Consider the following 16,293-nt stretch of genomic DNA (forward strand, 5'->3'; position numbering starts at 1 on the left):
ATGGTGGGGTTTCTGTGTTCGCATAGAAGCCCTCTTTTTGTGGTGCTTTCCCGAATCTTTCTTGGTTGTGAATTCTGAAATGAAATTGAACAGTTATAATTTTTTGTTAGGTTTGACACTTACTTCAGCAATTGTTGCACCTGTTACGCAAGCAGAAATTGTAATTCATGGCACTCGTGTAATTTATCCTTCGGATGCTCGCGAAGTTACACTACAAGTTAGTAATAACGGTTCAAAACCAGCACTTGTCCAAGCATGGCTTGATGAAGGCGACTCAAAAAGCACACCGGATCAATCAAAAGTTCCTTTTATGATTGCTCCTCCTATTTCTCGTGTTGAAGCAACAAAAAGTCAGACGCTTCGTATTACTGCTTTGCCAACGGCTTCTCAGCTAAATCAAAAGCAAGAAACAGTTTTGTGGTTGAATGTTTTGGATATTCCTCCAAGACCAACATCAAAAGGCGAAAATGCGACTCCTGATAATTTTCTGCAATTAGCAATTCGTTCACGAATTAAATTCTTCTATCGCCCAGCTTCAATTAAAGAAGATGCGAATTTAGCAGCTGATAAGCTTCAATGGGTTAAATCTGGTCAAAATTTAAAGGTAAAAAATCCAACACCTTTTCATATCACAATGACTTCTGTTTATCAGAAGGTTGGTGATAAAAAAGTTGATTTATTACCTCAAGGTTTAATGATTAAACCTTTTTCTGAAGAGTCTGTTCAGCTTAAGAATGGCAATCTTCAAGATATGAGTTTTATGAATGTCAATGACTACGGTGGTCGAGTCGAACACCAAATAAAACTTCAGTAATCAGATTTATCTTTTTAATAAATTTAAGCACCTATTATGTGAGTAGGCGGACTTAGTTATGCCAAAAAAAAGGCAAGAATCTTATAAATTATTAAAACGCCATATTTGTTATTACTTGGCTTCTGGTGTTGTCACAATGACAATGCCTGTATTCGTGCATGCTGAAGAAACAGCCGCGAGTGCACCAGTGGAAGCTGAATTTGATTCTGCTTTTTTAATTGGTGATGCACAAAAAGTTGATATTTCTCGGTTTAAATATGGTAATCCTGTTTTACCGGGCGAATATAACGTTGACGTTTATGTAAATGGCCAATGGTTTGGCAAACGTCGCATGTTTTTTAAAGCATTAGATCCAAATAAAAATGCTGTAACGTGTTTTACTGGAAATAATCTTCTTGAATATGGTGTAAAACAAGAAGTTCTATCGCAGCACACTACCCTTCAAAAAGAAAATAGTAGTTGTTATAAAATTGAAGAATGGGTTGAAAATGCATTTTATGAGTTTGATACCTCTCGTTTACGTGTAGATATTTCTATTCCACAAGTTGCTTTGCAAAAAAATGCGCAAGGCTATGTCGATCCAAGTGTATGGGATCGTGGTATTAATGCTGGATTTTTATCTTATAACGGTAGTGCATATAAGACTTTTAATCAATCTGGCGATATACGAGAAACTTCAAATGCGTTTATGGGAGTGACTGCTGGGCTAAATTTAGCTGGATGGCAATTACGTCATAATGGCCAGTGGCAATGGCAAGATACCCCTGCCGAAAATCAATCTAAATCAAGCTACGAAGAAACAAGTACTTACTTACAGCGAGCATTCCCTAAATACCGTGGTGTTTTAACGCTAGGCGATAGTTTTACAAACGGCGAAATATTTGATTCATATGGTTATCGTGGTATCGATTTCTCAAGTGATGACCGAATGTTGCCAAATAGTATGGTGGGTTATGCTCCGCGTATTCGTGGTAATGCTAAAACCAATGCAAAAGTTGAAGTTCGTCAACAAGGTCAACTTATTTATCAAACAACGGTAGCACCAGGTAACTTTGAAATTAATGACCTTTACCCTACTGGTTTTGGTGGCGAGATTGAAGTTTCTGTTATTGAAGCGAATGGTGAAATACAAAAGTTTGCTGTGCCTTACGCATCTGTTGTGCAGATGCTGCGCCCTGGCATGAATCGTTATGCTTTAACTATCGGGCAGTTCCGCGATTCAGACATTGATATTGATCCTTGGGTTGTTCAAGGTAAATATCAACAAGGGATTAATAATTACCTAACAGGTTATACAGGCATACAAGCAACTGAAAATTATGCCGCTATACTGTTGGGTGCCGCTTTTGCTACACCAATTGGTGCCGTGGCATTAGATATTACCCACTCTGAAGCTGAATTTGAAAAACAGTCTTCACAGTCAGGACAAAGTTTCCGTTTAAGTTATAGTAAGTTGATTACTCCAACCAACACAAACTTAACACTAGCAGCTTATCGTTACTCAACAGAAAACTTCTATAAATTACGTGATGCTCTACAGATTCGCGATTTTGAAGAAAAAGGTATTAATACCTACTCTGCTGGTCGCCAACGTAGCGAATTCCAAATTACCTTAAACCAAGGGTTACCTGAAGGTTGGGGTAACTTCTATGTAGTAGGTTCATGGGTTGATTATTGGAACCGTAGTGAAAGTACTAAACAATATCAGGTTGGTTACAGTAATAATTTCCATGGTTTAACTTATGGTTTATCTGCAATTAACCGTAAAGTTGAATATGGCTCAACCAATCAAACACACGATACTGAATATTTAATGACATTATCGTTCCCGATTGATTTCAAAAAGAATTCAGTCAACGTTAACGTTACTGCTTCTGAAGACAGTCGTACTATTGGTGCAAGTGGTATGGTTGGAGATCGCTTTAGTTACGGCGCTTCAATGTCACATCAGGACTATTCAAATCCATCATTTAACGTAAATGGACGTTATCGTACCAACTATACAACTGTTGGTGGATCTTATAGTGTGGCTGATTCTTACCAACAAGCGATGGTTAGCTTAACTGGTAGTGTAGTTGCACATTCAGAAGGTGTTTTATTTGGACCTGAACAAGGTCAAACAATGGTACTTGTGCATGCACCAGAAGCTGCTGGAGCAAAAGTTAATAATGCTGTTGGTTTGAGCGTGAACAAAGCGGGTTATGCAGTAGTTCCTTATGTTACTCCGTATCGTCTTAATGACATTACCCTTGACCCACAAGAAATGTCGAGCCAAGTAGAGCTTGAAGAAACTAGTCAACGTATTGCGCCTTTTGCTGGTGCAATTGCTAAAGTAGATTTTGCAACCAAAACAGGTTATGCAGTTTACATTAATAGTAAAACTGCTGATGGCAACAGTTTACCGTTTGCTGCTCAAGTCTTTAATCAGAAAGATGAAGCTGTCGGTATTGTTGCTCAAGGTAGTATGATTTACTTACGTACCCCACTTGCTCAAGATAGTCTCTATGTAAAATGGGGTGACGAAAGCAATGAACGTTGTTCAGTTGAGTACAACATTAGTAATCAGTTGCAAAATAAGCAACAAAGCATGGTAATGACTGAGGCTGTCTGCAAATGAAAAGAATATTATTAACGAGTGCTCTATTTACGGCTGGCCTTGGTGTTTATGGTGAGACTAATGCTTCATGTATAATGGTTGACTATAAAGACAATGATGTTCTTATGGCTGTGGGCCGTGTCGTTGTGCGCCCTAGCGATCAAGTTGGTGCAGTTTTAAGAAAAGCGACTTTTCCTATCAGTAGTAGTGGTACCCAAGCGAAGTATTGTGACTATAGTGACTCAGTAATTGCTGAATTAACTCAAGCTTATCCATTAAGTTCATTAGGCAATAGCATTTATACCACTAATATTCCCGGCATTGGTATTCGTCTATATCGCGAAGCCGAAAATAATACTAATTTTTCTGGCTATTATCCTTATGTACGTAGTGGAATATCTGGCAATCGTACTTTAGCACCAGGTTACTTTGTTGTGGAAATCATTAAAATTGCCCCACAAACAGGTTCAGGAACCTTAGTACCAGGCAGATATAGTAGTTATTATATCCGTGGTTATCCAAATAAACCTTTCCTAACAAGTACTGTTAATGCTAATGCAATTACCATTGCTTCATCTTCATGTGAAATCCAAGGTAATATCAATAAAGTTGTACAGTTGCCAACAGTAACAAAAGCAGGATTTAAAGGTGTTGGCTCAACTCAAGGCGAACAAACCTTTGATATGAACCTCTTATGTAATGGTGGTACAAGCCCAGTGGGCTATGAACAGAAAAACACTATTAGTTTAAGTTACGACTTTACCCAAGACGGCACAAATACCCAGGTATTGGCAAATACGGCTGCCACTTCTGAAAAAGCCAATGGTGTTGGTGTGCAGTTACTTTGGAATTATCAAAATAAAAATCAAGTCATTAAAAAAGGCGATAAATTAGCTTTAGGTTCGTTGTCTTCTAATCAAATACTTCAATATAACGTACCGATGACTGCCCGCTACTATCAAACTGCAGCAAATGTTACGCCTGGTAAAGTTCGCGCCATGGCTACTGTAACTATTGAATATGATTAATCATATTCAATAGTTTATAAACCAAATAATTTCAAATATTAATAATAAATTTTACTTTAAACACTACTTTCTAAAAATTTAACAGTTAACTCGATAGGAATATTTATGAAAAAAATAGGTATAGTTGCTGTTAGTGCAGTGACATTATGTTGGGCTATGTATGAGGTATCTTCTGATAATACAACTACCGTATCGCAGAATGAATCTAGCCAAAAAGTAGTATCTAAAAGCATTTCACCAACTGCAAAGAATGAAAAGTTAGCGCCTCAAATGTTTTTGGCTCAAACTACCTCCCTTAATTCCTCTGCCCCAGTCTGCAAATATAATTTTGATGCGACCCAAGAAGATTTTGATGTATGGAATAATGAATACCCTGATTTTCCTACGAAAATATTCCCATCGATAAATGGTCAAAAATTTAGTTTTAAAGTGGAACCTAGGCCAGAAAGTGAGTATGGCTACGTAGATTATGTAGCTACAAGTAAAGCTAGTTTTAATTCTACTAATGAAATTGGTGATTTAACGATACCTCACACAGGTATTATTGCATTTGAAATGGAACTTAAAATTCCAACATCAACTCTTGGGAGTTCATCACTTGGAAATTCTACTTATTACTCCTCTAGCATTAGATTTAGTGGTGTAACAAATAATGGTTATACAATTAGATCCAACTATTGGTTTGATATGGGGGGGTATGATCCAGATTTTGGTGAGAATCCTGCTAGATTAAAATATTATGTAGCATACAGACTTAGTGACGACAGTGGCCCTGACAGTCCATACTATAAGGGTCAAAACATGACAAATAATTCAAATGAATATCAAAGATTAGGGGTGTATATTAATCAGAACACTAAGCAGATTGGCTTTATTGTAAATGGTGTTGATCAGGGATATAAATCTACTTTACCTGCTCCACTAGAGAATATACGTTTTTCTGTCTCAAGTAGTATAGGAATATATTCTAATCAATTATTTGGACAAGAGTTGTCTAATGAACTCATTACTGACCGTAATGCATTACAGTTCAACTACCCTCAGGGCACAACAGATATGTGTGGTAATGCCATTTAAGATATAAAACTATAAGTGGTAAAAAAGGGCTGAATCACAGCCCTTTTTATTTCATTTAGAAATGAATGACAGTACGAATTGATTTACCTTCGTGCATTAAATCAAAAGCAGTATTAATGTCTTGTAGAGGCATGGTGTGAGTTACAAAAGGTTCAAGTTGAATCTCACCTTTCATAGCATCTTCGACCATTTTAGGAAGTTGTGAACGGCCTTTTACCCCACCAAAAGCAGTACCTAACCATTTACGGCCTGTCACTAGCTGGAATGGACGAGTCGAAATTTCTTGACCGGCACCAGCAACACCAATAATAACGGATTGTCCCCAACCACGATGTGCACACTCTAGAGCCGAGCGCATAACATTGACGTTACCAATACATTCAAATGAATGATCTACGCCCCAACCTGTCATTTCTACAATCACTTGCTGAATAGGTTGATCATAATCTTTTGGATTTAAGAAATCTGTAGCGCCAAACTGTTTAGCAAGTTCAAATTTATCTGGGTTTGTATCTACGACAATAATGCGTCCTGCTTTCGCTTGACGTGCACCTTGTACAACAGCTAAACCAATACCGCCTAGACCAAATACGGCAACTGAATCACCTTCTTGTACTTTTGCTGTGTTATGCACGGCGCCAATACCAGTAGTCACCCCACATCCCAGTAAACAAACTTGTTCGTGATTCGCTTCAGGATTGATTTTTGCTAAAGATACTTCTGCAACTACCGTATATTCACTAAAGGTTGAACAACCCATGTAATGGTAAATCGGTTCGCCGTTATATGAAAAACGTGTGGTACCATCTGGCATTACACCTTTACCTTGAGTAGCACGTACCGCAACACATAAGTTGGTTTTTCCAGATTTACAGAATAAGCACTCTTTACATTCAGCCGTATAAAGTGGAATCACATGGTCACCAGGTTTAACGCTTGTTACGCCCTCACCCACTTCAACCACAACACCTGCGCCTTCATGACCTAAGATGGCAGGAAAAACACCTTCTGGGTCATCTCCAGATAATGTAAAAGCATCGGTATGACATACCCCTGTATGGGTAATTTTTATTAAAACTTCACCCGCTTGAGGTGGTGCAACATCAACTTCAACAATTTCTAAAGGTTTTCCTGGGGCAAAGGCGACAGCTGCACGAGATTTCATCTTTGGGTTTCCTTTAAATCATTCGGTATTTATAGTTGAGCAAAATAGATTATATATCGGTAATACAAGAGCTTAATTTTGCTTAAATTAAAATTGGCTTTCATGACAATCCATCACAGCATAGCCAGTCAGATACATCTAAGCAAGCCTACATTAAAAAAAGAAGAAAACCTCTTGCTTGAAGAGGTTTCTTATCAAATCATTATCTTAGAAGCAGCTTATTTTTACTTAGAGGTAAATATCTGGTGGATATGGTGTGTTATCACTAATTGGAGAATAAAGCGTATTTTCAACAAAGAAGCCATTGGGGGCTTGAGTGGTATCAATCGTAATTGAATCAAACATAACTTGTGGATATGCCCAGATAAATTGCTTCATTAACCCTAAAGAAACATTGTTTTTCATGTCACCAAAAACTCGTTGCCAAATAGGTGTTCGATATGGCTTGGTTTTATCAAAACCATAGATATAAGCAATAGAGGCATCGGGAACAAAACCAGATAAATAAATGACTTTATTTGCAGGATAGCCTAACCCTTGTATAGGAATTTGGGAAACTGCCTGATGTGCCAAGTCTAAGCGAGCTTCTAGCAACCAGTCATAAGCTTCTGTCATCATGTAATCAAAATTAGGATATGAGTAGTGTTGGCTTGGATAGTTAATATAAGTAGCTAAAGTCTGAATTGGGGACTGAATGGAAGGAAAGAAAATGAGCGGACTAACTTTGGCACTGGAATATTTTGCTTTGATCACAGTACGAATGTTTTGACAGGTTTGTCCTAATTTATTTCTAAGCCATGTTTTAAACTCATCATAAGGCGTTCCTGTTTTATTCATTGCCTCATAAATAGTACCTAAATCTGGCGCATATAATCCTGTATCTGCATTAAAAGCCAATTTTGTTGGATAGTCATACACACAAGGTAGATTCGTGTCAGTGTTATACCACCACCAAGGTTCACCAATCTGCATATTTACATCGCATCCACCCACTACCATTGTATCCGCGAACTCAATAAACACTTTATTTAGATATGCCAAAGCATTCTGATGACTTAAACTAAAAAAGTAGCTCGGTGGTTGGTAGCCTGTTTTACCTAAATTACTGTTCCAGTCACGCTGTGCCCAATATTCATTGGCGCCCAAGGAATACATTTCAAAGCTGACCCCAAAAATGGGTTGCAAACTGGCGTTATGCAAAGCCTGAGCATATTTCTCGTGCCATTTACGGGTACATGAGTTAACGACCGCCTCGCCTGTCACCAACGTATCAGGTATTTGCCATTTATTAATATCGTTTTTCCATGTCATTTCTGGATAATGCGACATTCCACAATAGTGGTTAACGAAACCCTGGTATCCCAAAGCGACCATATTGTTAACTAGGCGCTGCGGGTTTAAATCATAGTGGTCGTCATAGCTGGTGCAGATGCCATAATTGTGCTGAGGGACAACCACACGGCTCAAATTTAACTTTGCATTTGTTCCAGTTACAACAGAGTTAGTGAGGCGAATGTAGCCATCTTTTGGTTGACTTAGAGGTATAGCGGTTTGACCATTATAATCACTAGTAAAGCCAGAAAATGAGATTCGCTGAATATTGGTTACCGGAAAGCTATCTGTAGCAGAGAAGCCTGCTTTTACTGTATCCCAATTAATGTGAATATGCGCCGTTCGCGATGAAGGATTGTTTGCGTAGTTAAATAAGACGACATACGCAATTTTATCTACGCCATTGTCATGATAATACACCGTTAAAGTGGGCGTTAAACTTGGATTGTTAAGCACTGGCATCGTGGCAGATAACTCAATATCGAAGTCCCAAACCACCCCTGCATAGCTATATTTGGTTTCATACGCTAAAAATTTATGATCTTTAGTGTCATAAGAATCCCAAGTAATTCCTACCAAATCATTTGTCATACGTGATCTAAACGATGCTTCAAAACCATTTCCATAGTTTGTAATGGCGAAAGACATCGTTTGTGGGCCGTCTATTCTCCAATAGATAGGGCTAAACCGATCAATAAGTGTATTTTGAGTGATTGGATGAAGTGATGTATTAGTATTATTTTGTACATTTTGTGAGTTAGTTATCATGTCTACATTCTCTTAATGTATTAAGAAGTTTTATATTAAATAATAATTTTCATTTTATTGTTCAGATAAGTAACAATGACGTTTAAATTATTTACAGTTAATATTTTTTATAAAGCTCAAAATATAGATAAACAATTAAACTTAATATTATCCTAAAATATTTTTACACTGAGGAGTTAATAAATGGTAACTTTTATACAGTCTATAAATTTTAAGGGTTTGTTTTTATTTACTCCTCTTGTGTTTGCATTATCAGGTTGTACTGAAACTTTATATTCCAGCACAACATCAACTGCAAAGAGCTTTTCGGAAGGTAATGCTTATCCAGAGATCGATCCATTTTTAGGAGAAAAATTACAGCCTAATGAGGAAGTGCTCGCTCAAAACATAGCTCAAGTCATTGAAAAGTCAATTCGTGAACAATACACGGTAGGAAATGCTTTACGTGATGCACATCCTAAGGCACATGGTTGTGTTCGTGCTGACTTTCATGTCTCAAAAAATATACCTACCCAGTTTGCTAAAGGAATGTTTATTCCAGATCGAAGTTATCAAGCATGGATTCGATTTTCTAATGCTTCAAATGATGCCTCTAATGCCGACATTAAAAAAGATGCACGTGGTGGCATAGCAATAAAAATTTTAGGTGTGTCTGGACAGAAAATTTTAGAAAGTGAAAAGCAAGCGACCACTCAAGATTTTATTATGATTAATCATCCAGTCTTTTTTGCGAATGATGCTAAACGATATCTTTCTTTTATGAATGATGTGAATAGCAATAATATGATCAGAAAACTTCACATTCCATTTGCCTTAGGTTTTAAGGGAACAAAGAATGCTCTTGAAGCACGTAATTCACAAATTGCAAATCCATTATATGCACGTTATTGGTCTATGGTTCCCTATCAATTAGGACTTAGCAATGATCGACAAGCAGTTAAATATTCAGTACGTGCTTGTTCAATGCAGCCAAATAATCTACCGAAGAATCCTAGTCATGATTTTTTAAGAGAAGCTTTAAAAAATACTTTACAAAGTACAGATGCGTGTATGGAATTTCTTATTCAGCCACGAACTTCAAATCAAATGTTGGTAGAAGACTCAATGACAGAGTGGAATGAAAAAGCAGCTCCTTTCTATCAAGTAGCAACTATTCATATTCCCAAGCAGAACTTTGACACACCAGAACAAAATAAGTTTTGTGAGAATCTGTCTTTTACACCGTGGCATGCCCTACCTGAGCATAAACCATTAGGCGCAGTAAACCGAATGCGTAAAGTCATTTATGAAAACATCAGCAGAGTTCGACATGATATGAATTCAGCTCCTAGACTAGAACCTTAAAGACTTTATTCATCGTAGTTTGGTATAAAAATTTTTTTAAAGATAAGAGTTTGCAATTGCTTCTTTTTAAGGGAGATTTTTGCTTGTATCGATAGTGATTCGGTCAATGAAATCTGCCAACCATAAAATAAAGTCATCTTCGCTTTTATGCTTTGGAACCAAACTCATATCTAGCTTAATAGGAAGTTCATTTTTTACACTAATAACAACACCTTCGAAGTTCACAAAGTTATATAAAAACTTTAGTTCAGTGCCAGCAATAGCTTTTTTTATTTCTACGATAAGATTGTTTAAATTTCTAAAATGGTTGTTTGAATAAGAACTTTTAATATTTTTATTAATTTTTTCTGCTAATAGTAAGTATTTTGGCATTTCTATCTCCTTATTAATTATTTGTAAAATAGAAGTATAAGTTGAAAGCTATAAAAATAAGTTTTTAATTTTTATTAAATTGTTTCTGTATTTTTAATTTTAATTGATATGTTATGTGAAATATAACTGTTTTATTGATTTAAAATGTGATTTATTTGGGATTTTATTCTGATTAAATTGGTAGGTATTCTTTAATCTCAGTTAAGGATTAATTAATTAAGTTTTATATTAAATAGGCTCAATATTTAAAATATTAAGTCTATTTAATTTTTAATATTCACTTAAGACTAAAAGTAAAAATTTACATCTTAAGTCAATTTGGGGAAGCTCTTGATTTTATGAATTTTCCCACATTTTCTGCATTCTTTAATTTCGTCATGAGTAATGTCAAAGTCATATTCCCAGACATGAATACAGAAAAGCTGTCTAAGGTTGTGGAGCATAGACACCTCCTTATAAAAAAACCAACTCATTAGTAAGTTCTTTATGAATGCAGTTCGCTTATTTTGATGAGTTTTCCTCTTTAGCTTTATCCTCCTTGTGTTTACAGCAGTAACCGAAAACAGCCCCAGCACCAAAGAAAAACATAGCTTTGAACATACTTATCTCCAAACGATAGTTAAGTAAATTTAAAATTAACATTGAAGGTTGTATTTGTTTTTAGGCCAATCAGACTGATTCTGTGCATTATGCAAACTTTTGTGAAAAGTTATAACAATATATTTTTTATGAATAAGGTGGTTAAAATTAAAAAACCGTCCCAGTAGGCGGTTGCTGAATTTACGAAGTATGATAGATGTCATGTTTTCTAATGTAATTGTTGTACTGCCAATTTTAATTAGTGTGTTTTTGTGAAACCTGCAAGCATAACCATCGGAAAAAACTAAATTTAATGCAAAGCTAGTCTCATTTTTGAAAAATTCTTTAGTCAAATAATATGTTTAGTTCATTCAGAGTTGGAAGTTCATCGTAAGATTCATCTGCATCTACTGTGTTTACCCAGTTTGACTTTGAAACTAAACAAAAATTAAGCTTTTTTAGCACAACAATATCTTGGTCTAATAAGCCTAATGGAATCCACATAAAATCAGTAGTGCCTACCAAGTTAGGTAGTGGTGATCCACATTGACTGCAAAATGAAGATGTGAAACCTGTTTCTTTTTTATAGGTGCGGACAAGTTCTAAACCTGATAACCACTCAAATTTATCCTTATTTACTAATGTTGCTGCGTTTGCCCCCGTTCCAGTTTGTTTACGGCAGAGACTACAGTGGCAATGATAGACCGTGTTTATTTCATTAGTAACTGAGAATTTGATTTCACTGCATAGACAAGAACCCATGTGACTCATCTCAAGCATCCTTAAAAAATAATATTGAATATAGCATTAGGCATAAAAGGGTTAAATTTAACTTTATATTTTTTAATGGATATATTTTTAAGAAGTGCCAATAAATATAAGAAATTGCTAGAGTTGAGGCTTGGCAGAATGCCTTTATAACGTTTAATATGAATTTTGACATATAAATTGAATATAAAAATGCTGTGATGTGCTTATCTTGGATGCGACTAAAAAGCTTACATGATTAATCAAATTTATCAGCAGTACAGTAGTATGGCATTAAATGCTTGGGGCTTTACAAATACACCTTCGTATAACGGTACATACGACCCTGATGAGAATGATACAGTGACGAATAGCTTTAATTGGTTGAATGATGATCAAGCTACAGAAAAAACTAAACAAGGCCTGACTGCTTTTGTGGCATTAGATGATGCCTTTATCAGTATCGCTTCTCGTATGTATCTGATTAGAAACGCAAAAGAAAAAATCGATTTACAATATTATATTTGGACAAATGATTTTGTTGGAAACTTAATGCTGCACGAGTTACTAACGGCGGCAGATCGTGGCGTAAAAATCCGCCTACTTATTGATGATCAAAATGGAGTAAAGTTGGATGGAGTTCTTAGAAGCCTTCTCCACCATCCCAATTTTGAAATTCGACTATTCAATCCCTACAAGTTCAGATATTTAAGAATTTTAGACTATATTTTTCGGCTCAAAAAAGTAAACCATCGCATGCATAATAAGTTAATTATTGCGGATGGCGTGATTGCTGTAACAGGCGGTCGAAATATTAGTAGTGAATATTTTGACGCAAGTAGTAAGTTTCAGTTTACAGATCTAGATATTTTATTTTATGGACATACTGTACAACATGCACAGTCTGTCTTTAATGATTTTTGGCAAAGTGATTTAAGTCAAAATGCTACTGAGCTGGTGGGAACATGTGCTGTTCACCATTTGCAAACACTAAGGCAGCACTACCATGATTTAATTCATGAAAGTGAAAATCATACTCAAACTGAAGATAAGCTTTATGATGCTCAAAGCTATTTAAAAGAACTTTTAGAGCACTATCCAATCCAGTGGTCAAAAGCATATTTTGTTGCTGATTCACCTAAAAAAATCTTAGGACTGGCCGCTAAAGAAGAAATGCTGTATGGGCAAGTCCTGAAGATTATGGGTGAACCAAAGCAGCATATTGAATTAGCTTCTGCTTATTTTGTTCCTACTCAACAAGGCACTTACTATTTAAAACAACTCAAGGTGCAAGGTGTTAAAGTTAGGGTTTTAACCAACTCTTTTGCTGCAAATGATGTAGCAATTGTGCATGCCTTTTATAGTCAATATCGAGTTGAGATGCTCAAAAGTGGTGTAGAACTATTTGAGTTTAAGCCCTTTTTAGAACGCAGACGCAGAACTTGGTATGAAGTGGTGACTGGAAGTGTGATCCCTGCAAAAGGTAAAAATAAATCGAGCTTACATGCCAAGTTTTTTGATGTAGACGGTAAAGTATTTATTGGTTCGTTTAACTTCGATCCACGTTCGACTTACTTAAATACTGAGGTCGGTCTGGTTATTGAGTCGAGTCAATTACAAGCGCAAATTTCGGTCATGCTCGATCAGCACTTACCTCAAGTTGCTTACCAGCTTAAGTTAAATAGTGAAGGAAAGATCATTTGGTTAGATTATCAGTCGGATGGAAAGATTGTTGAATATGAAAAAGACCCAGATACGAGCCTTTTCCAACGTACCATGATTAAAGCTGTTTCATATCTACCAGTTGAATGGATGATGTAACAGCATTTCAAGTTTACTTATAAAATGCCTATCTCTTTAAAGAATTTTTGATAAACCTCTGCTTTCTTCTCTAGCGCTAATGGATATGCTCTAGAAGAAGATGGTAGACGATATAAATTAATATTTCGTCCAGCAAAGTAAGTCGAGGTAGACATTCCTATAAGCGGTTTTTCGGTGTGCTCTGGTAAAACTGAAATTAAAGTATCAGTCGCTTTATCGCCTGTGGTCATAATGGTTTGACATAGAGGAATCTGCTGAAGTAAAACTGCAAGATCTGTTGGTGTTACTATTTCAAGAAATTTATCTGCGGCATTCCCTTTCAACCGCTTAATTTGATAAGCGGTATCAAAGATTGCAATACCAGTTTCAATTAAGAAGTTTCGAATACGTTCTTCATTAAAATTTTTTTGGCTTTCACTTAAAAAGTAAGTTTTGTCTTGGAAAAAAATCAAACCGAAAATACGCCACATATCATTTTGGAAATTGGGATAGTAAAAATCCATCTTCCATTTATTACGTGGCGGTGGAAAACTGCCTAACATTAATAAACGGGCATTTTCAGGTAAAAATGGCTCAAGTGGATGGGTTTCTATCTCAATTATCATAAAAAAAATCAGTATTTACTTAAAAATTTTATATACAAATTATCCTATTTTTTAGTTAATCACGAGTCATGAAATGCAATTTCTCTTGATTAAAGCGTTAAAGGTTGTACAAAAGCGATCATTATTGAGGAATGCTTATTCTAAAAATACTATGTGAATGTTGATTTAAATAATCGACTTGACCTTTATGGGCAATGACAAGGGCTTGTACAACCGAAAGACCTAACCCAGTGCCGCCTAACTCTTTATTTCTTGATTGTTCTAACCTGAAAAAAGGGTTAAATAAATCTTTGCGATGCTCAGCTGAAATGCCAGGTCCTTCATCTTCTATTTCAAGAATCCAGCTAGTTTGTTCTTGTCTTGTTGAAACAATTAACTTTCCCGGATTTGCATAACGTGTAGCGTTATCCAGTAAAGCAATTAAAATCTGTTCAATTCGCCGTTGATCACACTCAACTTTTGGCGCTTCAATATCGAAAATGACTTTAAGCTGAGCTTTTTCTAATTTTTCTTCAAACATGTGCACGACTTTATGAGCAGTTTCATTAAAACAAATCGTTTCGAGGTTAAGTCTAAGCTGTTGGTTTTCAAAAAGACTCAATGTACGTAAATCTTCGACTAGGTTTGAAAGACCTTCTACTTGATTCAGTAAGTTTTTAAATAAAATAGGGTCAGCTTCAAAAACACCATCAATAATTCCCTGCAACCTACCTTGCAAAATGGTGACTGGCGTTCTTAACTCATGTGCAATTGCGGCATTCCAGACATGAGCATTTTCAACTGAGGTCTCTAGTTTTTGAGCCATATCATTAAAATTATCCATAAGCTCACCAATTTCAGAAGAATGATGTATTGGTTTTTCAACTCGTGCGCTTAAATCCCCATGACTAATTTTCTTAGCTGCATCGGCTAATAGATTAATAGGCACAATAAAACGTTGAGCAAGCTTAATGCCTAAAATAATTGATAATGCTGTGCCAAATAGAAGCACGGCGAATAACCATATACCATCTAGATAGTGGAAGAACTCATCACTTTCTTTCAGCTTTTCGAGAGATATAAGCCCTACTTCAATTGCAACATAGTAGGTGCCATAACCTAAAATTAGCGAACTCAGCGTAACACTTAGGCTGGTAAAACTCAGTGCAATAATCAGTTGTTTACTAATGCCCGTTTTATTTTTCATGTGGATGATCCAACCTGTAGCCTACACCACGAACATTGATGAGCATATTTCGTAAACCCAGATCTTCTATTTTCTTTCGTAGCTTACTGACATGACTATCGACCGTACGTTCTAATGCATCTCGATCTGGTAGACACTGATTCATGAGCTCTGAACGGGTAAAGACTTTATGAGGATGCGGTAACATCAGTAATAAAATTTTGTACTCAGTTAGAGTTAAATTAAGTGTTTGTTTTTGATCGCCCGAATGGATGTAAGCAGTATGAATTTCGGTATTCACCTCAATATTTTTATAAATCAGATTTCGGTTAGGAGTTTGCTGGTTTTGTTGAGTACGTCTTAGAACTGCTTGTACACGTGCGACCACTTCATTTGGGTTAAAGGGTTTTACGACAAAGTCGTCTGCTCCAATTCTTAAAGCCATGACTTTATCAATTTCTTGATCTAAAACCGTAAGCATAATGACTGGTGTCGCTGCTTTTTGCCGAATTTTATTCAGTACTTCCCACCCGCTAAGTTCCGGCATTTTTATATCGAGAATCACCAGATCAATAGGCTGCGCTGCGTGTATTTCAATTGCCTGCTTACCATTCATGGCCCGTACAACACGCATACCTTCACGCTTAAGATAATGTTCAATAATATCGCCAATATCATATTCATCTTCTACAACAAGAATAAGCTTATCCTGACAATTAAACGTAAAGGTTGACTCGAACATAGCAATAAGACGCGGGAAAATTTGATTTATCATACGCGTATTTTTTGATAGATCTCCACACTTTTTCCACATATTCGTGATTTTGGTTACACACACATCAAAAATAATGCCAGCATCTAGAAGTCCATTAGGTGTTAT

At 36.1% G+C, this 16,293-nt stretch carries 13 protein-coding genes; 6 read left to right on the top strand and 7 right to left on the bottom strand.

Features of this window, described 5'->3' with window-relative positions; translation table 11 throughout:
- Nucleotides 1–79: 79 nt before the first annotated feature.
- The 4 genes from MKX14_RS04505 (at nt 80) to MKX14_RS04520 (ending at nt 5,515) form a co-directional block, all read left to right on the top strand.
- Nucleotides 80–814, top strand: a complete 735-nt coding sequence (locus tag MKX14_RS04505; RefSeq protein WP_046813621.1) for a fimbrial biogenesis chaperone — start codon at nt 80–82, stop codon at nt 812–814.
- 58 nt (nt 815–872) lie between these two features.
- On the top strand, nt 873–3,431 hold the full coding sequence (locus MKX14_RS04510) for a fimbria/pilus outer membrane usher protein (protein WP_240281874.1): 2,559 nt from the start codon (nt 873–875) through the stop codon (nt 3,429–3,431).
- The gene (locus MKX14_RS04515; protein ID WP_240281875.1) at nt 3,428–4,438 is read left to right on the top strand and encodes a fimbrial protein; all 1,011 of its coding nucleotides are present in this window, start codon (nt 3,428–3,430) and stop codon (nt 4,436–4,438) included. Before MKX14_RS04510 ends, MKX14_RS04515 begins: the two co-directional genes overlap by 4 nt.
- Before the next feature lie 105 nt (nt 4,439–4,543).
- Nucleotides 4,544–5,515: a DUF4882 family protein gene (locus MKX14_RS04520; RefSeq protein WP_240281876.1), complete on the top strand. Its 972-nt coding sequence runs from the start codon at nt 4,544–4,546 to the stop codon at nt 5,513–5,515.
- A gap of 55 nt (nt 5,516–5,570) precedes the next feature.
- Here the strand turns inward: MKX14_RS04520 and adhC are convergent, their stop codons facing one another.
- Together adhC and MKX14_RS04530 are read right to left on the bottom strand one after the other, a co-directional pair.
- The gene (adhC, locus tag MKX14_RS04525) at nt 5,571–6,680 is read right to left on the bottom strand and encodes an S-(hydroxymethyl)glutathione dehydrogenase/class III alcohol dehydrogenase (protein WP_068565842.1); all 1,110 of its coding nucleotides are present in this window, start codon (nt 6,678–6,680) and stop codon (nt 5,571–5,573) included.
- 228 nt (nt 6,681–6,908) lie between these two features.
- A complete protein-coding gene (locus tag MKX14_RS04530; protein ID WP_240281877.1) occupies nt 6,909–8,780 on the bottom strand; it encodes a non-contractile tail sheath protein in 1,872 nt (623 codons plus the stop codon).
- Between the two features lie 183 nt (nt 8,781–8,963).
- On the opposite strand from MKX14_RS04530, the gene MKX14_RS04535 reads away from it, so the two are divergent.
- Nucleotides 8,964–10,124 (top strand): catalase family protein, encoded by a 1,161-nt coding sequence (locus MKX14_RS04535; protein ID WP_240281878.1) that lies wholly within the window; start codon nt 8,964–8,966, stop codon nt 10,122–10,124.
- Between the two features lie 66 nt (nt 10,125–10,190).
- Here the strand turns inward: MKX14_RS04535 and MKX14_RS04540 are convergent, their stop codons facing one another.
- Together MKX14_RS04540 and MKX14_RS04545 are read right to left on the bottom strand one after the other, a co-directional pair.
- Nucleotides 10,191–10,496, bottom strand: a complete 306-nt coding sequence (locus MKX14_RS04540) for a hypothetical protein (protein ID WP_108010571.1) — start codon at nt 10,494–10,496, stop codon at nt 10,191–10,193.
- 924 nt (nt 10,497–11,420) lie between these two features.
- Nucleotides 11,421–11,855 (bottom strand): GFA family protein, encoded by a 435-nt coding sequence (locus MKX14_RS04545; protein ID WP_240281879.1) that lies wholly within the window; start codon nt 11,853–11,855, stop codon nt 11,421–11,423.
- Nucleotides 11,856–12,077: 222 nt separating this feature from the next.
- On the opposite strand from MKX14_RS04545, the gene MKX14_RS04550 reads away from it, so the two are divergent.
- Nucleotides 12,078–13,643 carry a phospholipase D family protein gene (locus tag MKX14_RS04550; protein ID WP_240281880.1) on the top strand — a complete coding sequence of 522 codons (1,566 nt, stop codon included), beginning with the start codon at nt 12,078–12,080 and terminating at the stop codon, nt 13,641–13,643.
- A 17-nt stretch (nt 13,644–13,660) separates the two neighbouring features.
- On the opposite strand, the gene MKX14_RS04555 is transcribed toward MKX14_RS04550, so the two are convergent.
- The 3 genes from MKX14_RS04555 to adeR form a co-directional block, all read right to left on the bottom strand.
- On the bottom strand, nt 13,661–14,248 hold the full coding sequence (locus MKX14_RS04555) for a uracil-DNA glycosylase family protein (protein ID WP_240281881.1): 588 nt from the start codon (nt 14,246–14,248) through the stop codon (nt 13,661–13,663).
- A 121-nt stretch (nt 14,249–14,369) separates the two neighbouring features.
- Entirely contained in the window at nt 14,370–15,434 is a 1,065-nt protein-coding gene (gene adeS / locus MKX14_RS04560; RefSeq protein WP_240281882.1) for a two-component sensor histidine kinase AdeS, read from the bottom strand.
- On the bottom strand, nt 15,424–16,155 hold the full coding sequence (adeR, locus tag MKX14_RS04565; protein ID WP_240282022.1) for an efflux system response regulator transcription factor AdeR: 732 nt from the start codon (nt 16,153–16,155) through the stop codon (nt 15,424–15,426). Before adeR ends, adeS begins: the two co-directional genes overlap by 11 nt.
- Nucleotides 16,156–16,293: the final 138 nt, after the last annotated feature.

The organism is Acinetobacter pittii (assembly GCF_022449185.1).
GTDB lineage: Bacteria > Pseudomonadota > Gammaproteobacteria > Pseudomonadales > Moraxellaceae > Acinetobacter > Acinetobacter pittii_I.

Coding starts and splice junctions, on each gene's coding strand:
- MKX14_RS04505 (WP_046813621.1), top strand. CDS start 80: ATGAAATTGAACAGTTATAATTTTTTGTTAGGTTTGACACTTACTTCA.
- MKX14_RS04510 (WP_240281874.1), top strand. CDS start 873: ATGCCAAAAAAAAGGCAAGAATCTTATAAATTATTAAAACGCCATATT.
- MKX14_RS04515 (WP_240281875.1), top strand. CDS start 3,428: ATGAAAAGAATATTATTAACGAGTGCTCTATTTACGGCTGGCCTTGGT.
- MKX14_RS04520 (WP_240281876.1), top strand. CDS start 4,544: ATGAAAAAAATAGGTATAGTTGCTGTTAGTGCAGTGACATTATGTTGG.
- adhC (WP_068565842.1), bottom strand. CDS start 6,680: ATGAAATCTCGTGCAGCTGTCGCCTTTGCCCCAGGAAAACCTTTAGAA.
- MKX14_RS04530 (WP_240281877.1), bottom strand. CDS start 8,780: ATGATAACTAACTCACAAAATGTACAAAATAATACTAATACATCACTT.
- MKX14_RS04535 (WP_240281878.1), top strand. CDS start 8,964: ATGGTAACTTTTATACAGTCTATAAATTTTAAGGGTTTGTTTTTATTT.
- MKX14_RS04540 (WP_108010571.1), bottom strand. CDS start 10,496: ATGCCAAAATACTTACTATTAGCAGAAAAAATTAATAAAAATATTAAA.
- MKX14_RS04545 (WP_240281879.1), bottom strand. CDS start 11,855: ATGCTTGAGATGAGTCACATGGGTTCTTGTCTATGCAGTGAAATCAAA.
- MKX14_RS04550 (WP_240281880.1), top strand. CDS start 12,078: ATGATTAATCAAATTTATCAGCAGTACAGTAGTATGGCATTAAATGCT.
- MKX14_RS04555 (WP_240281881.1), bottom strand. CDS start 14,248: ATGATAATTGAGATAGAAACCCATCCACTTGAGCCATTTTTACCTGAA.
- adeS (WP_240281882.1), bottom strand. CDS start 15,434: ATGAAAAATAAAACGGGCATTAGTAAACAACTGATTATTGCACTGAGT.
- adeR (WP_240282022.1), bottom strand. CDS start 16,155: ATGTTCGAGTCAACCTTTACGTTTAATTGTCAGGATAAGCTTATTCTT.